The following is a 17,968-nucleotide window of genomic DNA, read 5'->3' on the forward strand; positions in this document are numbered from 1 at the left end:
CCTCTTCTTGAGGGCGACCCGCCCGGCCGGGGTGAGTCACGTCTCCCCGGGTCAGCCCGCGCGCCCCGCAGCCATCCGCTGCTCGGCGATCCGGTCGGCGGCGGCAGCCGGCGGAATGCCATCGCTATTCGCACGTGCGAAGATCGAAAGAGTGGTGTCGAAGATCTTCGCCGCCTTCGCGCGGCACCGCTCGAAGTCGAAGCCGTGCAGCTCGTCGGCGACCTGGATCACCCCGCCCGCGTTCACCACGTAGTCCGGCGCGTAGAGGATCCCGCGGTCGGCGAGGTCCTTCTCGACACCGGGGTGGGCGAGCTGGTTGTTGGCGGCTCCGCACACCACCTTCGCGGTCAGCACGGGCACGGACACGTCGTTCAGCGCGCCGCCGAGCGCGCACGGCGCGTACACGTCGAGACCCTCGGTACGAATCAGCGCCTCGTTGTCGACGACGACCCTGACCTCCGGATGCCGATCGGTGATCCGGGCGACCGACTCGGCCCGTACGTCCGTGACGACGACCTGCGCGCCGTCCTCCAGCAGGTGCTCCACCAGGTGATGACCGACCTTGCCGACGCCGGCGACGCCGACCGTACGGCCGCGCAGCGAGGGATCGCCCCACTGCCGCTCCGCGCTGGCCCGCATGCCCTGGAAGACCCCGAAGGCGGTCAGTACGGACGAGTCGCCCGCGCCGCCGTTCTCGGGGGAGCGTCCGGTCGTCCACGCGCACTCGCGCGCCACGACGTCCATGTCGGCGACGTACGTGCCCACGTCGCAGGCCGTCACGTACCGGCCGCCGAGCGACGCCACGCACCGGCCGTACGCCAGCAGCAGTTCCTCGCTCTTGACCAGGTCGGGATCGCCGATGATCACGGCCTTGCCGCCGCCGTGGTCGAGCCCGGCCAGCGCGTTCTTGTACGACATGCCACGGGAGAGGTTCAGCGCGTCGGCGACGGCGGCTTCCTCGGACGCGTACGGGTAGAAGCGGGTGCCGCCGAGGGCCGGGCCCAGGGCGGTGGAGTGGATGGCGATCACGGCCTTGAGGCCGCTCGCGCGGTCCTGGCAGAGCACGACCTGCTCATGGCCCCCCTGGTCCGATCGGAACAGGGTGTGCAGGACGCCGTCGGTCACATCGGTCACGGTGGTGACTCCCAAGTACGAAGCGGCGGGGATCGGCCCCTCCGTGGGTGTGGGAGGGACCAGTTGGGGTTGAGAGTAAGTCTTACCCCGGCGTAGATCAGCCGCAGTGCGGAGGATCACCCTCTCGTGCGCCCTGGGCGTGGGACGATTCCGGCATGCCAGCGGTGTCTTCGGTTCTCGTCCCTTACACGTCCTACCTGCGGGTGTACGAGCCGCTGGCCGCCTTTCCCGAACCGGAGAGGAGTCACTGGGCCGAGTACGCCCGGCGCGGCCGTACGCCCACCGTCCAGGACGAACTGCGCCGCGCCCTGGCGGACTTGCTGCCCACCCCGCCGGTGCCCGTGCCGGTGCACGAGAGCGCGGACGCGTTCGTGACCGAGGTGGACGGGGTGGTCTGCGTCTGCCCGTGGCGGACCCGGCTGCGCGGCTGGCTCGCCCTGGAGGAGCTGGCCGACGTCCTGCCGCTGCCGCTGCTGGACGCGGTGCTGCCCGCCGTGGTGCGGGTCCAGGCGAGCGCGGACTACGAGCGCTGGCGCGAGCGGAACCCGGACGCGCGGCCGTGGATCAGGACGGGTGTCTGGCAGGTGCCGGTCCGCTGGTTCACGCTCTTCTCTGACGACGAGCGGACGTACGAGCCGGGTGAGCCGGCGAAGCCCGGGGAGCCGGGGGAGTCCGGCGCCGCCGGCCCGGGTGCGCCCGTCCTGCGCTACCGGACGCCGATGGTCCAGGCGCGGCGGCGGCTGGCGCGCGGCCTCAAGGCGCTGCGGGACAGCATCGACGACGGTCCGATGATCGAGGGTCTCGTCGACGTGGGGCGGTGGCTGGAGGAGTTCCACCCGCGGTCGCTGGTCGAGCTGGACTACGGCGGGCTCGTGCACGTGCTGTCCGAGGAGCAGCTGGCGGAGGACCGCTCAGCGGCCGATGTGGCGGCCGGGATCGCCGCGCTGCGATCAGGGGACGGCGAGCGGGCAGGAGAGGCCTACGGGCGGCTCACAGAGCGCTGGCGGGCCGTCCGTGACCGCCAGTTCGCCAACTGAGGGCAACGGAGACCGACGGCCCGTCAGAGGTCCTACGTCTGAAGGTCCCGATCCGGGCTTTTTTCTTAACAGGGCCTTAAGCGTGACGGACCGCACTAACAAGGGCCTTGCGCCCATCGCCCACCCTCGTGTCAAAATAGGACAAGGAGTCCGGGGAGGGTTCCTTCCGTGCCGGTACGGGCGGAATGCTCGGTATCGCACTCTATGCGGGGGTTCTGCTGACTCCTGATCGCTCTGTGACTGATCGTTACTGTGCCGTGACTGTCCGCTATGGCATGGTCCATCGGCTTCCGCCGTTGATGAACACCTCAGAGGGCAATTCCATCGGTTTGGCCGACGTGGCTGGACGGATGGTGTAGTTGTAGTGCCGAGGACAAGCCGTTCGTCCTATAACCGACTCGGCCCGCGTCCGCCATTTCGGGCAACGTGGGTCAAGGTGCAGAATTTAGAGGAAAGAACCGAGATGGTTCGGTTCTCCCGAGGAGGCCGCTCATGACCGCTCGCACCCCTGATGCCGAGCCGCTGCTGACCCCGGCTGAGGTTGCCACGATGTTCCGTGTGGATCCGAAGACGGTCACACGCTGGGCAAAGGCAGGCAAGCTCACGTCCATCCGCACGCTCGGTGGGCATCGCCGGTATCGCGAGGCAGAGGTTCGCGCACTGCTTGCGGGTATTCCGCAGCAGCGTAGCGAAGCTTGATCAACAGATTAGGGATCAACACGCACAACCTGTTCCACACGCACCACTTGTTCCACCAGTACCGCCAGCACCATAAGCACGCAGGGACAACAGCCGGGTTCCCCCAACACGGTCGTCCCGACTGACAGCTCCATACGACGGGCGCCTGCCCCAACAGGCTCCGTACCCAAGCAACATGGGTAAGTCGTCGATCGCGCTGGACTCCGCCGGGTCCAGCGCGATCTTTTTTGTGCGCCTGTGGGGACCCTTGGTGGGTGAGTACAATTGCACATATTAAATTGCCGGATTGTAGGAAGGGTGTAAGAACGCCCATTCCAGAAAAACCTGAGGTGACTACCGTCACACTGCACGCCTCTTGCCAACGTCGGGCAGAGGGTGGTTGGCGGATGGCCGGGCCGTCGTCGCAGCCGCCCGTACTGGCTACAGATGCTTGATTACTCGGGTCGGCCCGGGGCGGTCAATACGCAGAAGAGCCCGCATCCGATCGGATGCGGGCCCTTCTGCGCGGTCTGCGGGGTGGCGACTCCGAGTATGCGAAGAGCCCGCGTTCGTGAGAACGCGGGCTCTTCGGTGATGCGGTCCTGACGGGATTTGAACCCGCGGCCTCCACCTTGACAGGGTGGCGAGCACTCCAAGCTGCTCCACAGGACCTTGTTCCGCTGCCCCTTGGCGGCGGCTGCGAAGACAGACTCTACAGCAGCTCAGAGGGTCCGGTCGAACTCACTCCGGGCGATGGCGGCGTTACGCGCGACCTACGGCGCCGCCGCGTCGATCGCCTTCACGATCCGCTTGTCCGAGACCGGCTGGGCCGTGCCCAGGGCGTGGGCGAAATAGCTCACCCGCAGCTCCTCGATCATCCAGCGGATGTCCAGGACCTCGCGCGGCACCGGCCTGCCCTGCGGCAGCTGTTCCAGCAGCCAGGCGTACTCGTCCTGCATCTCGTGGACCTTCTCCATGCGCGTCGTGTCGCGCTGGACGTTGGTCGGCATCTGCTGCAGCCGGCGGTCCACGGCGACCAGATAGCGCATCAGGTCCGGCAGCCTCGGCAGCCCGGTGCGGGTGACGAAGCCGGCCGGCATGAGCGCCGCCAGCTGGTCCTTGACGTCCTGGGCGTTGTTGATGAGCACCAGGCTGTTCGTGGACTTCAGCCGGCGCTCGCACGCCTGCCAGGCCGCCAGGATCTGCTGGACCTGGCCGACGGTACGGACCGTCGCGTCCACGAGATCGGCGCGGACCTTGTCGTACAGCTTGCGGAAGGACTCCTCGTCCCACGCGGGGCCGCCGTGGTCGGCGATCAGCTTGTCCGCCGCCGCCGTGGCGCAGTCCTCGAACAGCGCCTGGACGGAGCCGTGCGGATTGCGGGACAGCGCCAGCTTGTGCTGGTTGGTGAGCTTGTCCGAGGCGAACTTGGCAGGGCTGACCGGGATGTTGAGCAGGATCAGCCGCCGCGTCCCCGCCCACATCGCCTGCTGCTGCTCCGCTTCCGTGTCGAAGAGCCGTACGGCGACGCTGTCGCCCCGGTCGACCAGCGCCGGGTACGCCTTGACCGGCTGCCCCGCCCTGCGCGTCTCGAAGATCCGTACGAGCGTGCCGATGGTCCAGTCGGTCAGGCCCGTGCGCTCGATGGTCTCGCCGCCCGAGCGCTCGGCGGTCGCCGCAGCGGCCTTCGAGAGCGCCTGGCGGGCCTTGGGCCGCAGTTGCAGCTTCAGCTCGTCCAGATCCTTCGACTCGGCGATCTTGCGCCGTCGTTCGTCCACGATCCGGAACGTGATCTTGAGGTGGTCCGGCACCCGGCCCAGATCGAAGTCGTCGCCCGTGACGGGCACGCCCACCATCCGCTGGAGTTCCCGCGCCAGCGTGACCGGCAGCGGCTCCTGGAGCGGTACGGCGCGGTCCAGGAACGCCTCCGCGTAGTTCGGCGCCGGTACGTAGTGCCGGCGGATCGGCTTGGGCAGCGAGCGGATCAGCTCCATCACCACGTCGGCGCGCAGCCCGGGGATCTGCCAGTCGAACCCTTCCGAAGTGACCTGGTTGAGCACCTGGAGCGGTACGTGGACGGTCACCCCGTCCGCGTCGGCGCCCGGTTCGAACTGGTACGTCACCCGGAAGCTGAGCTGTCCCTGCCGCCAGGTGTCCGGATAGTCGTCCTTGGTGACCGAGCCGGCCTTCTCGTTGATGAGCATCGACCGCTCGAAGTCGAGCAGTTCCGGCTCGTCCCGCCGCTTGGCCTTCCACCAGGAGTCGAAGTGCGCCCCGGAGACGATGTCTTCGGGCACCCGCTGGTCGTAGAAGTCGTACAGCGTCTCGTCGTCCACGAGGATGTCGCGGCGCCGGGCGCGGTGCTCCAACTCCTCGACCTCGCCCAGCAATTTGCGATTGTCATGGAAAAACTGATGGTGCGTCCGCCAGTCGCCCTCGACGAGCGCGTTGCGGATGAACAGGTCGCGGGAGGCCTCCGCGTCGATCCGGCCGAAGTTGACCTTGCGCCGGTCGATGATCGGGACGCCGTACAGCGTCACCTTCTCGTACGCCATCACGGCCGCCGCGTCCTTCTCCCAGTGCGGCTCGCTGTACGTGCGCTTCAGCAGATGGCCGGCCAGCGGCTCGATCCACTCCGGCTCGACCTTCGCGTTGACCCGCGCCCACAGCCGGGACGTCTCGACCAGCTCGGCCGACATGATGAACCGCGGCGGCTTCTTGAACAGTGCCGAGCCGGGGAAGACCGCGAACTTCGCGCTGCGCGCCCCCAGATACTCGTTCTTCGCGCCGTCCTTCACGTCCTTCATGCCGATGTGCGACAACAGCCCGGCCAGCAGCGACACATGGACGGACTGGTCGGCGGCCGCCGTGTCCTCGTCGCCGATCTTCAGGCCCATCTGCTTGGCGACCGTGCGCAGTTGGGAGTAGATGTCCTGCCACTCCCGGATCCGCAGGAAGTTCAGGTACTCCGACTTGCACATGCGGCGGAACGCCGAGGACGACAGCGCCTTCTGCTGCTCCCGTACATAGCGCCAGAGGTTGAGGAAGGCGAGGAAGTCGGACGTCTCGTCCTTGAAGCGGGCGTGCTGCTGATCGGCCTGGGTCTGCTTCTCCGCCGGGCGCTCGCGCGGGTCCTGGATGGAGAGCGCGGCGGCGATCACCATCACCTCCCGTACGCAGCCGTTGCGGTCGGCCTCGATGACCATGCGGGCGAGGCGCGGGTCGACGGGAAGCTGGGAGAGCTTGCGCCCGAGGGGCGTCAGCTTCTTCTTCGTGTCTTTCTGTGCCGCGTCGAACGCGCCGAGTTCCTGGAGGAGTTGGACACCGTCGCGGATGTTGCGGTGGTCCGGCGGGTCGATGAAGGGGAACTTCTCGATCTCGCCGAGCCCGGCCGCCGTCATCTGGAGGATGACCGACGCCAGGTTCGTACGGAGGATCTCGGCGTCGGTGAACTCCGGGCGCGAGGTGAAGTCGTCCTCGGAGTAGAGCCGGACGCAGATGCCGTCCGACGTACGGCCGCAGCGGCCCTTGCGCTGGTTGGCGCTCGCCTGCGAGATCCGCTCGATCGGCAGCCGCTGGACCTTGGTGCGGTGGCTGTAGCGGGAGATGCGCGCGTTGCCCGGGTCGATGACGTACTTGATGCCGGGGACGGTGAGGGACGTCTCGGCGACGTTCGTGGCGAGGACGATCCTGCGCCCGCTGTGCCGCTGGAAGACGCGGTTCTGCTCGGCGTGCGAGAGCCGGGCGTAGAGCGGGAGGACTTCGGTGCCGCGGATCCTGCGTTTCTCCAGGGCGTCGGCGGTGTCCCGGATCTCCCGCTCGCCGGAGAGGAAGACCAGGATGTCGCCAGGCCCCTCCGACTGGAGCTCGTCGACGGCGTCGGAGATCGCGGTGATCTGGTCGCGGTCGCCCTCCTCGCCGTCCTCCTCCAGGAGCGGCCGGTAGCGGACCTCGACGGGGTACGTGCGGCCCGAGACCTCGACGATCGGGGCGTTGCGGAAGTGGCGCGAGAAGCGCTCCGGGTCGATGGTCGCCGAGGTGATGACGACCTTCAGGTCCGGGCGTCTGGGCAGCAGCTGGGCGAGATAGCCGAGCAGGAAGTCGATGTTGAGACTGCGCTCGTGCGCCTCGTCGATGATGATCGTGTCGTAGGCGAGCAGCTCGCGGTCGGTCTGGATCTCGGCGAGCAGGATGCCGTCCGTCATGAGCTTGACGAAGGTCGACTCCGGGTTCACCTGGTCCGTGAAGCGGACCTTCCAGCCGACGGCCTCACCCAGCGGGGTGTCCAGCTCGTCGGCGACGCGCTCGGCGACCGTACGGGCCGCGATCCGGCGCGGCTGGGTGTGCCCGATCATGCCGCGCACGCCGCGGCCCAGCTCCAGACAGATCTTGGGGATCTGCGTCGTCTTGCCGGACCCGGTCTCACCGGCGACGATCACGACCTGGTGGTCGCGTATCGCCTCCAGGATCGTGTCCTTCTTCTGGCTGACGGGAAGCTGCTCGGGATAACTGACCGCGGGCACACGGGCGCCACGCCGCCGGACCCGGTCGGTGGCCTTCTCGGCCTCGGCGGCGATCTCGTCCAGCACGGCCTGCCGTGCCTCGGGCTTGCGGATGCGCCGGGAGCCTTCGAGACGGCGGCCGAGCCGCTGCGCGTCACGCAGCGAGACGTCGGCCAGCAGGGTCTGGAGGTCGGCAAGGGAAGTAGACATACCGGAACCAGGATCTCACCCGGGGCGAGAGAGTGGCGAACCATTTCGGCCCGCACACGAGAAAGCCCCCCGCCGATGATCTCGGTAGGGGGCTTCGGGCCTTTGCGGGCCGAGGTGGCTGGGGCCGGGATCGAACCGGCGACCTATCGCTTTTCAGGCGATCGCTCGTACCAACTGAGCTACCCAGCCACGCAATCTCGCGATTGCAGCGGTCCTGACGGGATTTGAACCCGCGGCCTCCACCTTGACAGGGTGGCGAGCACTCCAAGCTGCTCCACAGGACCTCGCTGATGTGCGGGACAAGTCTCGCACACGGTCAAACATGCTCCCAACGGGATTTCCACGGTGTCCTTGAGTGATCGAACAGACACGCTGGGGTGGCCCGATGTCGCTAGATGAGCGTATCAGAATGCGGCACATGCCCTGTCCGCGCTGTGGGCGGCCTTGAGTCTCCACCGGGTGGAGACGGGAGGGTGAACCCATGGACGGCAAGACGCTGTATTCGATCGGTGAGCTGGCCCGTCGGACGGGGCTGACGGTCACCGCCATCCGCTTCTACTCCGACCGAGGCATCGTCCCGGCCGCCGAGCGCAGCCCGGCCGGCTACCGCTTGTACGGCGCCGACGCCGTCGCCCGCCTGGATCTCGTACGGACGCTACGCGAGCTGGGCCTCGACCTGCCCACGGTCGGCCGGGTCCTGGCCGGTGAGCTGACCCTCCCGGAGGCCGCGGCGGCGCAGGCCGAGGCGCTGACGGCCCGGATCGGGACGCTGCGGCTGCGGCGCGCGGTGCTGACGGCGGTGGCCAGACGCGGCTCCACACCCGAGGAGATGGATCTCATGCACAAGCTGGCCAAGCTGTCGGAGGACGAGCGCCGCGCCCTGATCGCGGACTTCCTGGACGCGGTGTTCGGCGACCTGGCGACCGCCCCGGCCATCGCCGGGCTCGTCCGGACCCTGACCCCGGAACTGCCCGCCCACCCGGAACCCGAACAGATCGAAAGCTGGGTGGAACTGGCGGAACTCACCCAGAACCCGGACTTCCGGGCCGCGCTGAGGCGCATGGCCGAGCAGCTCGCGGCCGACGCGGGAGGAAGCGGGTTCGTACGCCGCGACCCGGTGGCGACGGTCCGCGACCAGGTACGCCCCGCCCTGGCGGCCGGCGTCGACCCGGCGTCGCCCGGCGCGGACGGGGTGGTGGCGGAGATCACGGCGCGGTACGCGCACGACGGCGGCCTGCGACGCCTGCTGGCCAGGCTGGAGACGGCGAACGACCCCCGCAGGGAGCGCTACCTGGAACTGCTCGCAGTGATCAACGGCTGGCCGGCCCCGGAGCGCGTGACACCGGCGCTTGACTGGTCGATCCGCGCGCTGCGGCTCGCCGTAGGGCCGACCGGGCGGTCGTAGAAAATACTTTCGGGACCCAGGCAACCGGATCCTCCCTCCAACCGGTTGACCCGGTGGGGGGTTGACGCGACGGGGCAGTGCCGGAGGAGGGCGGTGACGGACTCGGAAGCGGACTTCGCGGACTTCGAGGAGTTCGTCACGGCACGCGGGCCGCGCCTGCTGCGCGCCGCCTGGCTGCTGACCGGGGACGCGCATCTCGCGGAGGACCTGGTGCAGACGGTGCTGGCCAAGATGTGGCCCAAGTGGCGCCGTATCGCGGCCGGGAGCCCGGACGGGAGTCCGGAGGCGTACGCCCGCAAGGCGCTGGTGAACACGTACGCGTCGTGGTGGCAGCGGCGTTGGCGCGGCGAGGTGCCGCACGACGTGCTGCCCGACGCGTCGCGGGACACGGCGGGGGTCGACGTCTTCGAGGCCGTCGACCTGGAACGTTCGCTCGCGGTCGCGCTGCGTTCGCTGCCGCCTCGGCAGCGAACGGTGGTCGTGCTGCGCTATTTCGAAGACCTCAGCGTCGAGGAGACGGCCGAAATCCTCGGCTGCCGGCCCGGGACGGTCAAGAGCCAGGCCGCGAAGGCGCTGGGCTCCCTGCGCGGCCTGCTGGCCGTCAACGTGCTCGTGGAAGGGCGGTGAATGGTGGTGGACGAAGAGGAGACGGTACGGGTGGCGGAGGACGATCTGCGCATCCTGCTCAAGTACGCCACCCCCGAACTCACCGCGTCGCCGCAGTGGATGCGGCAGATCCGCCGCCGCGTCGTACGGCGCAGGCGTCGCCGGCTCGCTCTGCTGACCGCCGTGACGGGCGTCGGGGCGGTGGCGCTCGCCGTCGGCACGCTGACCGGCGCCGGCGTCCTGGACCCGGGTCCGCAGCGCCCCGCGCGCCTGCCCGCCGCCGTCGGAACGGTCGGCGCCTCGTCGTCGCCGGGCGGCGCGGGTACGGATACGGAGAAGGACGCGGACGACCTCGGGCTCGTCATGCCGCTGCCCGCCGGGTGGCAGCGGCTGTCCACGTCCGACGCGCGGTCGCTCGTGACGATCTTCATCGGCAACGGGCAGCGGCTGACCGGCAGTACGTGCGACGAGCCGACCCGCGACCCCTTCACCTGCGCGCCCGTCTCCCGGCTCGGTGCGGGCGAGGCGCTGATGGTGCTCAGGCAGGAGGACCAGCCGTACAACTGGTCCTGGCGGAAGACGTTCACCGTCCGGCCGGCGGATCAGGTGGACGACGGTTGCCGCGCGATCGGTGGGTACAAGGAGCTGATGGGCTGGGGCGCCGCCCCCGAACCCGCGGTCAAGAGGCCCGTGATCAACGCCTACGTCTGTCTCAGGGGCCCGTCGTCGTCGACCCTCGCCCAGGTCGAGGACATCCTCGACGACGCCGTACTGCCCGCGGTCCCGTCCGCCGAGCCGGACGGGTACCCGCACCACTGATCCGATCCGTTCCGTTCCGTTCCGTTCCGAAAGGGATCTTCGATGCCTTCACGCCTTCCCGTCGCCCTCGTGCTGGCGGCTGCCGCACTGGCCTCGGTGTCCGGCTGCGGCACCGGCGGTACGTCCGGCAGCGGCACCGACGCCGCGCCGCACACGCAACAAGCCGCGCCGCTCTCGCCCCTCTCCGGAGCGGACGGGACGGGCGGGACGGCCACAGCGACCGTGAGCCCGCTGCCCAGCGAGCTGCCGGGGCTCGGCGCGCGGACACTGGCCGAGGTGCCCGGCAACGCCCGCCAGGTCGTGATCGTGACCGGCCGGGGCAAGAACTCCCCGCTGTCCCAGGTGGTGTTGTACCGGCGCACCGCCAACGGCTGGGACGCGGGCGCCACATGGGCCGCGCACAACGCCAAGGAGGGCTGGCGCGCCGACCACCGGGCGGGCGATCTGCGTTCGCCCGTCGGCGTGTTCGCCCTCACCGACGCGGGCGGCCGGCTCGGCGATCCCGGTACGCGCCTCCCGTACGACCACGCGCCCGTCGGCTTCTCCATCGGCGGAACGGGCTTCGCGGGTGAACCCCTCGCCGGGTCCTTCGACTACGTCGTCGCCATCAACTACAACCGCCGGCCGGGGACTTCGCCGCGCGACTGGACCCGCCCCGAAGGCGCGGGCAAGGGCGGCGGCATCTGGTTCCACGTCGACCACGGTGGCCCCACGCACGGCTGCGTCAGCCTCTCCGAGCCGCACATGAAGACGCTGCTGCGCACCCTCGACCCCGCGCTGCACCCGGTGGTCGTCATGGGCGACGCCGCCTCGCTCGCGCGCTGATCTTTCCGCCGAACGCACTCCAGGCCGGGACGGCGACGCCGTCCCGGCCTGGAGTGTTCTGGAATTGTGCCCCCAACGGGATTCGAACCCGTGCTACCGCCTTGAAAGGGCGGCGTCCTGGGCCACTAGACGATGAGGGCTAGGGCGCGAGCAGCATATGGGATCGGCCGAGGTATCGCCAAAACGGTTTATCGCGCGGGCGCGGGGACGGCGCTGGTGGGCGCGGGTAGACCGGGGTTCCCGGAGGTGGGCGGGGTCCGGCCCGGCGAGAGGGACGGGGACGGGGACGCCGACGGGGAGGGCGACGGTGAAGCGCCCGCGCCCGGCGCTCCCGCCTCCGCCGGCAGGTGGCGGCTCACCTCCGCCGTGGTCAGTCCCAGGCCGCCCAGCGTGATCTCGTCCCAGGCCTGGAGGTGCTTCGTCGTACGGTCCAGATAGAGCACCGAGGCGTTCACCTTCTCCGGGCTGTTGTTCTGCAGGGCGCGCAGCCCGCCCCCGCCCGTCGAGCCCTCCACCTTCAGCCGCGTACCGAACGGCAGCACCTTGTTCTCCCGGTGGTGGATGTGGCCCGCCAGGACGAGGGGGACCGCGCCGTCGGTCTGCTCGGCCGCCGTCGGTTCGTGCGCCACGGCGATGTCCACCGGGGTGCCGGCCTGGGCCTGGTCGCGCAGCGCCGACGCCAGTCGCGCGCCCGCCAGCCGCTCGGCCGGGTCGCCCTTGGCCGCCACTGACCGGTCGGGGGTGAACTGCGGGTCGCCCATCCCGGCCACCCGTACGCCCGCCACCGTGACGGCCTTGCCGTTGTCGAGGACCCGGACGTTCTTCATCCGTTCCAGATAGCGCTGGGTGACGTCCGAGTCGTGGTTGCCGCGCACCCAGACGTACGGGACGCCCAGGTCGGCGACGGGGTCGAGGAAGCCGTTCTCGGCCGCTGTGCCGTGGTCCATGGTGTCGCCCGAGTCGATCACGACATCGATCTTGTACTCGTCGACGAGCGAGCTGATGATCTGCCAGGACGCGGGGTTGAGATGGATGTCCGAGACGTGCAGCACCCGCAGCGTCGCCGGGTCGGGCTGGTACGCGGGGAGCGTGGACGTCGCGTCGTACAGCCTGGTCACATTGGTGACGAGCCGGGCCAGCTCCTTCTGGTAGACGTCGAAGTCAGTGACGATCGAGCGGGCGTTGCCGACCACCTGCGGTGCCGAGGAGAGCAGCCCGGAGAACTTCGGCTCCAGCACGGACTTCGGGTTCCAGGTGGCGTACGCGCAGCCGGCCGACGCGGCCAGCAGGGTCAGCGCGAGGCCGCCCGCGGCGAGGGCGCGGCGGGGCCTGCGGTAGACGGCCAGGCCCAGGGCGGTCGCGCCGGACACGACGGCGACGCAGGAGCGTACGGCCAGTTCGGTCGCGCCGTTCGCGACGTCGCGGCCGACCTCCTCCTGGAGCCCGGAGATCCGGTCCGGGTGGTTGACCAGCGCCTGGGAGCGGACGGGGTCCAGCCGGTCGACGTCCACGTCGAGCCGCAGGGGCCCGGTGTGCGAGTCCAGTTCGAGCGCGCCGAGCGGCGAGACGTTGATCTTCGTACCGCCGGTCAGCGACGGCCGCAGCGCCATCCGCGTGTCCATCGGGCCGACCGGCGTCCGTACGCTGCCGACGACCAGCAGCCCCAGATAGGCGCCCAGCAGCACCACGGCGACCAGGCCGAACGAGCGCGTGTACGGATGCGGCGCGTGCGGCGAGTGGCTGAGCGAGTCGGCCGGGCCCTTGCCCGGCGGCCTGAGGCGGCGTTCCAGTCGTACGAGGGCGGTGCGGGCGGTGCGGGCGGCGCGGATCGGGACATGGAGTACCTCACGGACCATTGGGCGCGTATGCCCACGCCGGGTACCCGCCATGCCTGGCGGACGCCGGTACCCGCGCTACGGGAGAATGGCCGCGTGCTGGAAATGACGCGTGAGGAGTTCGAGGAGCTGGTCTCCGAGGCGCTCGACCGGATCCCGCAGGAGCTGACCCGGCTGATGGACAACGTGGCCGTGTTCGTCGAGGACGAGCCCGAGGCCGCCGACCGTGAGCTGCTCGGGCTGTACGAGGGGACGCCGCTGACCGACCGGGGGGAGTGGTACGCCGGGGTGCTGCCCGACCGGATCACCATCTACCGCGGTCCTACGCTGCGGATGTGCGCGACGCGCGAGGACGTGGTGGCGGAGACGGAGATCACCGTCGTGCACGAGATCGCGCACCATTTCGGGATCGACGACGAGCGGCTGCACGCCCTGGGGTACGGATGAGCGACGACGACCGGCAGGATCTCCCCGACGACGGGCACGACGACCGGCACGACAGCCGGCATGACGCTTCCCACGAAGCCGCGCTGGAGCCCGTCGACCCCGACATCGATCTCCAGATGCCCGCCCAGCGCGCGGAGCTGGCGGCCGGTCATCCCGGGCCGGTGCTCGCCGTCATCTCGGCGGGCGGCGCCGTGGGCGCCGCCGCGCGCTACGGCGCGATCCTGCTCTGGCCGACACCGGCCGGCGCGTTTCCCTGGACGGTCTTCTGGATCAACCTGCTGGGCTGTGGGCTGATCGGGGTGCTGATGGTGCTCGTCAGCGAGGAGGGCAGATCGGCGCACCGGCTGGTGCGGCCGTTCCTCGGGGTCGGGGTGCTGGGCGGGTTCACGACCTTCTCGACGTACGCGTCCGGCTTCGCCGACCTGCTCACCCGCGACGAGGCGGGCAGGGCGCTGGCGTACGCGGCAGGGACGCTCGCGGGCGCCATGGCGGCCGTCTGGGCTGCGGCGACCGTGACCCGCCGGCTGGTGCACCGTACGGAGGCGGCCCGGTGAACTGGCTGCTGGTGATCGTCGGGGCCGCGGTCGGTGCCCCGCTGCGGTATCTGACGGACCGTACGGTCCAGGCGCGGCACGACTCCGTCTTCCCCTGGGGCACGATGGCGGCCAACACGGCCGGGAGCCTGATCCTGGGGGTCGTGTCCGGGGCGGCGGTCTCGTCGGGGACGTACGCGCTGATCGGTACGGGCCTGTGCGGGACGCTCACGACGTACTCGACCTTCTCGTACGAGACGCTGCGGCTGGCCGAGCGCGGCTGGAAGTTCTTCTCGGCGGCGAATGTGCTGGTGTCGCTGTTCGTGGGGCTCGGGGCCGTGTTCCTCGGGACGGAGCTGGGCCGGGGGTTCTTCGGGCACTGAGGCGCGACGGCTTCCCGTACCCGCCCGGTCAGGGCGGGCGAGGGCGTGTCCCCGGACGGGAAAAGCGCGTTGGGCAGTGAAATCCCGCCCCCGCCACCGCCGGGGCGGACCGCGTCCGTGCCCCTCGGAGGTGCCACTCGTGCGCCCTTTGCCCGCCCCAGGCCGTCTCGCTCTCTGGATCGCCACCTCGCTGGCGGTCGCAGCCTCGGCCGGCTGCGTGAGCGTCGGCCACGACGCGCGGAAGCCGTCCCCCGCGCACTCCGCCGGGCACCACGGCGCCGGCACGGAGCCGGACGGCGGCACGGGCGCGGTGGCCGGCCCGTCGGGCGACTGGCGGGGCGACGACGGGGTGTACGGCTCGGCGCGACCGCCGAAGGGCGCCAAGGGCGGGCAGGACGAAGGGGCTTCGGCGCGGCCGCACCCCTCGGGCGGCCCGTCGCCGGACAGCCGGCCCGGTGGCGGTCTGGCGGGCACGGCCGACCCCGCGCCGCCGGGGGAGCTGCCCGCACCGTCCGTAGCGCCGTGGTGGCACCGCCCGCACCGGCCGCACCGCCCGCACCAGGACCCGTCGACCGAGCCCTCGCAGCCGGCCGATCCCGATCCGGGCCCCGGGCCCGGCACCGACCCCGACCCGGGGCCGCCGGCCGAGCCGCCGTCGGCCTCTCCGGCGGCCGATGTGCGGACGGGCGCGCTGGCGGGTGCCGGCGGCCCGGGACTGCGCCGGGAGCCGTCGGCATCGCCGCAGGTGGGACCGGTGTGACGGGGGTCGCAGCGAGGGCGTTTGCCTAAGCGGGGGAAGGATGCGTATGGTAGTAGATCGTTTGACCATTGCCTGGCGCCGACACAGAAGAGCGCCGCGTGGCGCGTACTCTCCCTTGCCGTGGCTGACCGCATTGAGGCGGTCGATTTGCGAATCACGGAGTTTGGGCGCGTGCCGAGACTCCGGAAGGTTTCGCATTTCGCATGTCCATTTCCAGTACTGACCACGCCGTCATGCCCGAGAACGAGTCCAACGAGTCCCCCGAGGCGATCGCCGAGATCGCAGCGGTTGTCGAGACCGTAGAGACCCTCACGGGTACGGAGACGGCCCCCGAGGCTGCCGAAGCTTCGGGCCCCCAGACGACGAGCACGACGAACACGGAGACCGTGAACACCACGAACACCGAGACCTTGATCACCGAGCCGACCGAGACCCCGGCGCCCGAGACCGCTGCCGCGCAGGTCCCGGCGACGGAGACCCCGGCGACGCAGACCCCGGCCGCCGAGGCGCCGCAGGCTGCCGTGACGCCCGAGACGCCGGCCGTCACGGACAACAACGCCGAGAACCCGGGCATCACCTTCACCGACCTGGGTCTGCCGGAAGGCATCGTCCGCAAGCTGGCGCAGAACGGCGTCACTTCGCCCTTCCCGATCCAGGCGGCGACCATCCCGGACGCCCTGGCCGGCAAGGACATCCTGGGCCGTGGCCGTACCGGCTCCGGCAAGACGCTCTCCTTCGGTCTGCCGATGCTGGCCACCCTCACCGGCGGCCACACCGAGAAGAAGAAGCCGCGCGGCATCATCCTCACGCCGACCCGTGAGCTGGCCATGCAGGTCGCCGACGCGCTCCAGCCGTACGGCGACGTCCTCGGCCTGAAGATGAAGGTCGTCTGCGGCGGTACGTCGATGAGCAACCAGATCTACGCCCTTGAGCGCGGCGTGGACATCCTGGTCGCCACCCCTGGCCGGCTGCGCGACATCATCAACCGCGGCGCCGCCTCGCTGAGCGAGGTCAAGATCGCGGTCATCGACGAGGCCGACCAGATGTCCGACCTGGGCTTCCTGCCCGAGGTCACCGAACTGCTCGACCTGGTGCCGGCCGGCGGCCAGCGGATGCTGTTCTCCGCCACCATGGAGAACGAGATCGGCACGCTGGTCAAGCGCTACCTGACCAACCCGGTCAGCCACGAGGTCGACAGCGCCCAGGGCAACGTCACGACCATGAGCCACCACGTGCTCGTCGTGAAGCCCAAGGACAAGGCGCCCGTCACGGCGGCGATCGCCGCCCGCAAGGGCCGCACGATCATCTTCGTACGGACGCAGCTCGGCGCCGACCGTATCGCCGAGCAGCTCAGCGACTCGGGCGTGAAGGCCGACGCGCTGCACGGCGGGATGACGCAGGGTGCCCGTACGCGCGTTCTTGAGGACTTCAAGAAGGGCTACGTCAACGCGCTCGTCGCGACCGACGTCGCCGCGCGCGGTATCCACGTCGACGGCATCGACCTGGTCCTGAACGTGGACCCGGCCGGTGACCACAAGGACTACCTGCACCGCTCGGGCCGTACCGCCCGCGCCGGCAAGTCGGGCGTCGTGGTGTCGCTCGCCCTGCCGCACCAGCGCCGGCAGATCTTCCGGATGATGGAGGACGCGGGCGTCGACGCCTCGCGCCACATCGTCGGCGGAACCGGCGTCTTCGAGACGGAGGTCGCCGAGATCACCGGCGCCCGTTCGCTCACCGAGGTCCAGGCCGACTCCGCCAACAACGCGGCCAAGCAGGCCGAGCGCGAGGCCGTCGAGCTGACCAAGCAGCTGGAGCGCGTGCAGCGTCGCGCCACCGAACTGCGTGGCGAGGCCGACCGGTTGGTCGCCCGTGCCGCGCGCGAGCGTGGCGACGACCCCGAGCAGGCGGTGGCCGAGGTGGCCGCCGAGGCCGAGCGCGCCGTGGAGGCGGCGGCTGCCGCCGCTGCCGTACCCGAGCAGTCGGCGCCGCGCGACGACCGCAAGCGGGACGACCGGGGCAACTTCGAGCGTCGCGACGACCGCGGCGAGCGGAGCGGCCGTGGTGGCGCCCGTGGCTACACCCCGCGTGAGGGCGGCGGCGACCGTGGCGGCTTCCAGCGCCGCGACGACCGTCGTGACGACCGCAGGGACGACCGCGGCGGCGACCGCGGCGGCTTCCAGCGCCGTGACGACCGTCCGGCCGGTGGCGGCTTCCGCCGTGACGACCGCCGGGACAGCAACACCGGTGGCGGCTTCAACCGCGACCGCAACGACCGCGGCGGTGACCGTGGCGGTGACCGTGGCGGGTTCCAGCGCCGTGACGACCGTCCGGCGGGCGGCGGCTTCCGCCGTGACGACCGCAGGGACAGCAACACCGGTGGCGGCACGGGCGGCGGCTTCAACCGCGACCGCCGTGACGACCGTGGCGGCGACGACCGTGGTGGCCGTCCGTTCAACCGCGACCACCGGAGCAGCGACCGTCCGTTCAACCGCGACCGCCGTGACGACCGTCCGGCCGGCGGCGGCTTCCGCACCGGCGGTCACGACCGGCCCACCGGCCGCCGTGACGACCACCGCGGTGGCTCGACGGGCACCGGCACCGGCTCCTTCGGCCGCCGCGACGACAAGCCGCGCTGGAAGCGCAACGGCTGACCGTCCGGCCGTACCGCTGACCGGCACGGCTGACTGACACGACGACAGGGCCTGTGCCCCACCGACCAGGTGGGGCACAGGCCCTGTCGCTGTGCTGCCCCGCTTCATGACCCGCCGACGACCGGATACCCGATCGGCCCGCG

14 protein-coding genes and 4 tRNA genes are annotated in these 17,968 nt (G+C 70.6%); 11 read left to right on the forward strand and 7 right to left on the reverse strand.

Going from position 1 to position 17,968, the window contains the following annotated elements:
* Positions 1-51: 51 nt before the first annotated feature.
* Positions 52-1,134 (reverse strand): Leu/Phe/Val dehydrogenase, encoded by a 1,083-nt coding sequence (locus OHS57_RS20500; RefSeq protein WP_041995512.1) that lies wholly within the window; start codon positions 1,132-1,134, stop codon positions 52-54.
* A gap of 155 nt (positions 1,135-1,289) precedes the next feature.
* On the opposite strand from OHS57_RS20500, the gene OHS57_RS20505 reads away from it, so the two are divergent.
* Both OHS57_RS20505 and bldC read left to right on the forward strand, forming a co-directional pair.
* Complete coding sequence (locus OHS57_RS20505; protein WP_041986895.1) at positions 1,290-2,171, forward strand: hypothetical protein; 882 nt, start codon at positions 1,290-1,292, stop codon at positions 2,169-2,171.
* A gap of 492 nt (positions 2,172-2,663) precedes the next feature.
* Complete coding sequence (gene bldC, locus OHS57_RS20510; RefSeq protein ID WP_003949541.1) at positions 2,664-2,870, forward strand: developmental transcriptional regulator BldC; 207 nt, start codon at positions 2,664-2,666, stop codon at positions 2,868-2,870.
* Between the two features lie 576 nt (positions 2,871-3,446).
* On the opposite strand, the gene OHS57_RS20515 is transcribed toward bldC, so the two are convergent.
* From OHS57_RS20515 to OHS57_RS20530, 4 genes are all read right to left on the reverse strand, one after another.
* Positions 3,447-3,521 (reverse strand) — tRNA-Asp (locus OHS57_RS20515).
* A 101-nt stretch (positions 3,522-3,622) separates the two neighbouring features.
* The gene (hrpA, locus tag OHS57_RS20520; RefSeq protein WP_328582943.1) at positions 3,623-7,561 is read right to left on the reverse strand and encodes an ATP-dependent RNA helicase HrpA; all 3,939 of its coding nucleotides are present in this window, start codon (positions 7,559-7,561) and stop codon (positions 3,623-3,625) included.
* Between the two features lie 115 nt (positions 7,562-7,676).
* A tRNA-Phe gene (locus OHS57_RS20525) sits at positions 7,677-7,750 on the reverse strand.
* A 20-nt stretch (positions 7,751-7,770) separates the two neighbouring features.
* A tRNA-Asp gene (locus OHS57_RS20530) sits at positions 7,771-7,845 on the reverse strand.
* Positions 7,846-8,042: 197 nt separating this feature from the next.
* On the opposite strand from OHS57_RS20530, the gene OHS57_RS20535 reads away from it, so the two are divergent.
* The 4 genes from OHS57_RS20535 (at position 8,043) to OHS57_RS20550 (ending at position 11,216) form a co-directional block, all read left to right on the forward strand.
* A complete protein-coding gene (locus tag OHS57_RS20535) occupies positions 8,043-8,966 on the forward strand; it encodes a MerR family transcriptional regulator (protein WP_328582944.1) in 924 nt (307 codons plus the stop codon).
* A gap of 93 nt (positions 8,967-9,059) precedes the next feature.
* Positions 9,060-9,593 carry a SigE family RNA polymerase sigma factor gene (locus tag OHS57_RS20540; protein WP_041986845.1) on the forward strand — a complete coding sequence of 178 codons (534 nt, stop codon included), beginning with the start codon at positions 9,060-9,062 and terminating at the stop codon, positions 9,591-9,593.
* Positions 9,594-10,391, forward strand: a complete 798-nt coding sequence (locus OHS57_RS20545) for a hypothetical protein (RefSeq protein WP_328582945.1) — start codon at positions 9,594-9,596, stop codon at positions 10,389-10,391.
* A 42-nt stretch (positions 10,392-10,433) separates the two neighbouring features.
* On the forward strand, positions 10,434-11,216 hold the full coding sequence (locus OHS57_RS20550; protein WP_328582946.1) for a L,D-transpeptidase family protein: 783 nt from the start codon (positions 10,434-10,436) through the stop codon (positions 11,214-11,216).
* A gap of 67 nt (positions 11,217-11,283) precedes the next feature.
* On the opposite strand, the gene OHS57_RS20555 is transcribed toward OHS57_RS20550, so the two are convergent.
* Both OHS57_RS20555 and OHS57_RS20560 read right to left on the reverse strand, forming a co-directional pair.
* Positions 11,284-11,356 (reverse strand) — tRNA-Glu (locus OHS57_RS20555).
* Positions 11,357-11,404: 48 nt separating this feature from the next.
* Positions 11,405-13,072, reverse strand: coding sequence for a metallophosphoesterase family protein (locus OHS57_RS20560; RefSeq protein ID WP_107070067.1), 1,668 nt, complete (start codon positions 13,070-13,072; stop codon positions 11,405-11,407).
* A 75-nt stretch (positions 13,073-13,147) separates the two neighbouring features.
* On the opposite strand from OHS57_RS20560, the gene OHS57_RS20565 reads away from it, so the two are divergent.
* The 5 genes from OHS57_RS20565 (at position 13,148) to OHS57_RS20585 (ending at position 17,825) form a co-directional block, all read left to right on the forward strand.
* A complete protein-coding gene (locus tag OHS57_RS20565; protein ID WP_041986830.1) occupies positions 13,148-13,498 on the forward strand; it encodes a metallopeptidase family protein in 351 nt (116 codons plus the stop codon).
* Positions 13,499-13,614: 116 nt separating this feature from the next.
* On the forward strand, positions 13,615-14,052 hold the full coding sequence (locus OHS57_RS20570; protein ID WP_041995508.1) for a FluC/FEX family fluoride channel: 438 nt from the start codon (positions 13,615-13,617) through the stop codon (positions 14,050-14,052).
* On the forward strand, positions 14,049-14,414 hold the full coding sequence (locus OHS57_RS20575; protein WP_328582947.1) for a fluoride efflux transporter FluC: 366 nt from the start codon (positions 14,049-14,051) through the stop codon (positions 14,412-14,414). Before OHS57_RS20570 ends, OHS57_RS20575 begins: the two co-directional genes overlap by 4 nt.
* Positions 14,415-14,553: 139 nt before the next feature.
* Complete coding sequence (locus OHS57_RS20580; protein WP_328582948.1) at positions 14,554-15,174, forward strand: hypothetical protein; 621 nt, start codon at positions 14,554-14,556, stop codon at positions 15,172-15,174.
* 203 nt (positions 15,175-15,377) lie between these two features.
* A complete protein-coding gene (locus OHS57_RS20585; protein ID WP_328582949.1) occupies positions 15,378-17,825 on the forward strand; it encodes a DEAD/DEAH box helicase in 2,448 nt (815 codons plus the stop codon).
* Positions 17,826-17,968 lie beyond the last annotated feature (143 nt).

This window comes from Streptomyces sp. NBC_00370 (genome assembly GCF_036084755.1).
GTDB lineage: Bacteria > Actinomycetota > Actinomycetes > Streptomycetales > Streptomycetaceae > Streptomyces.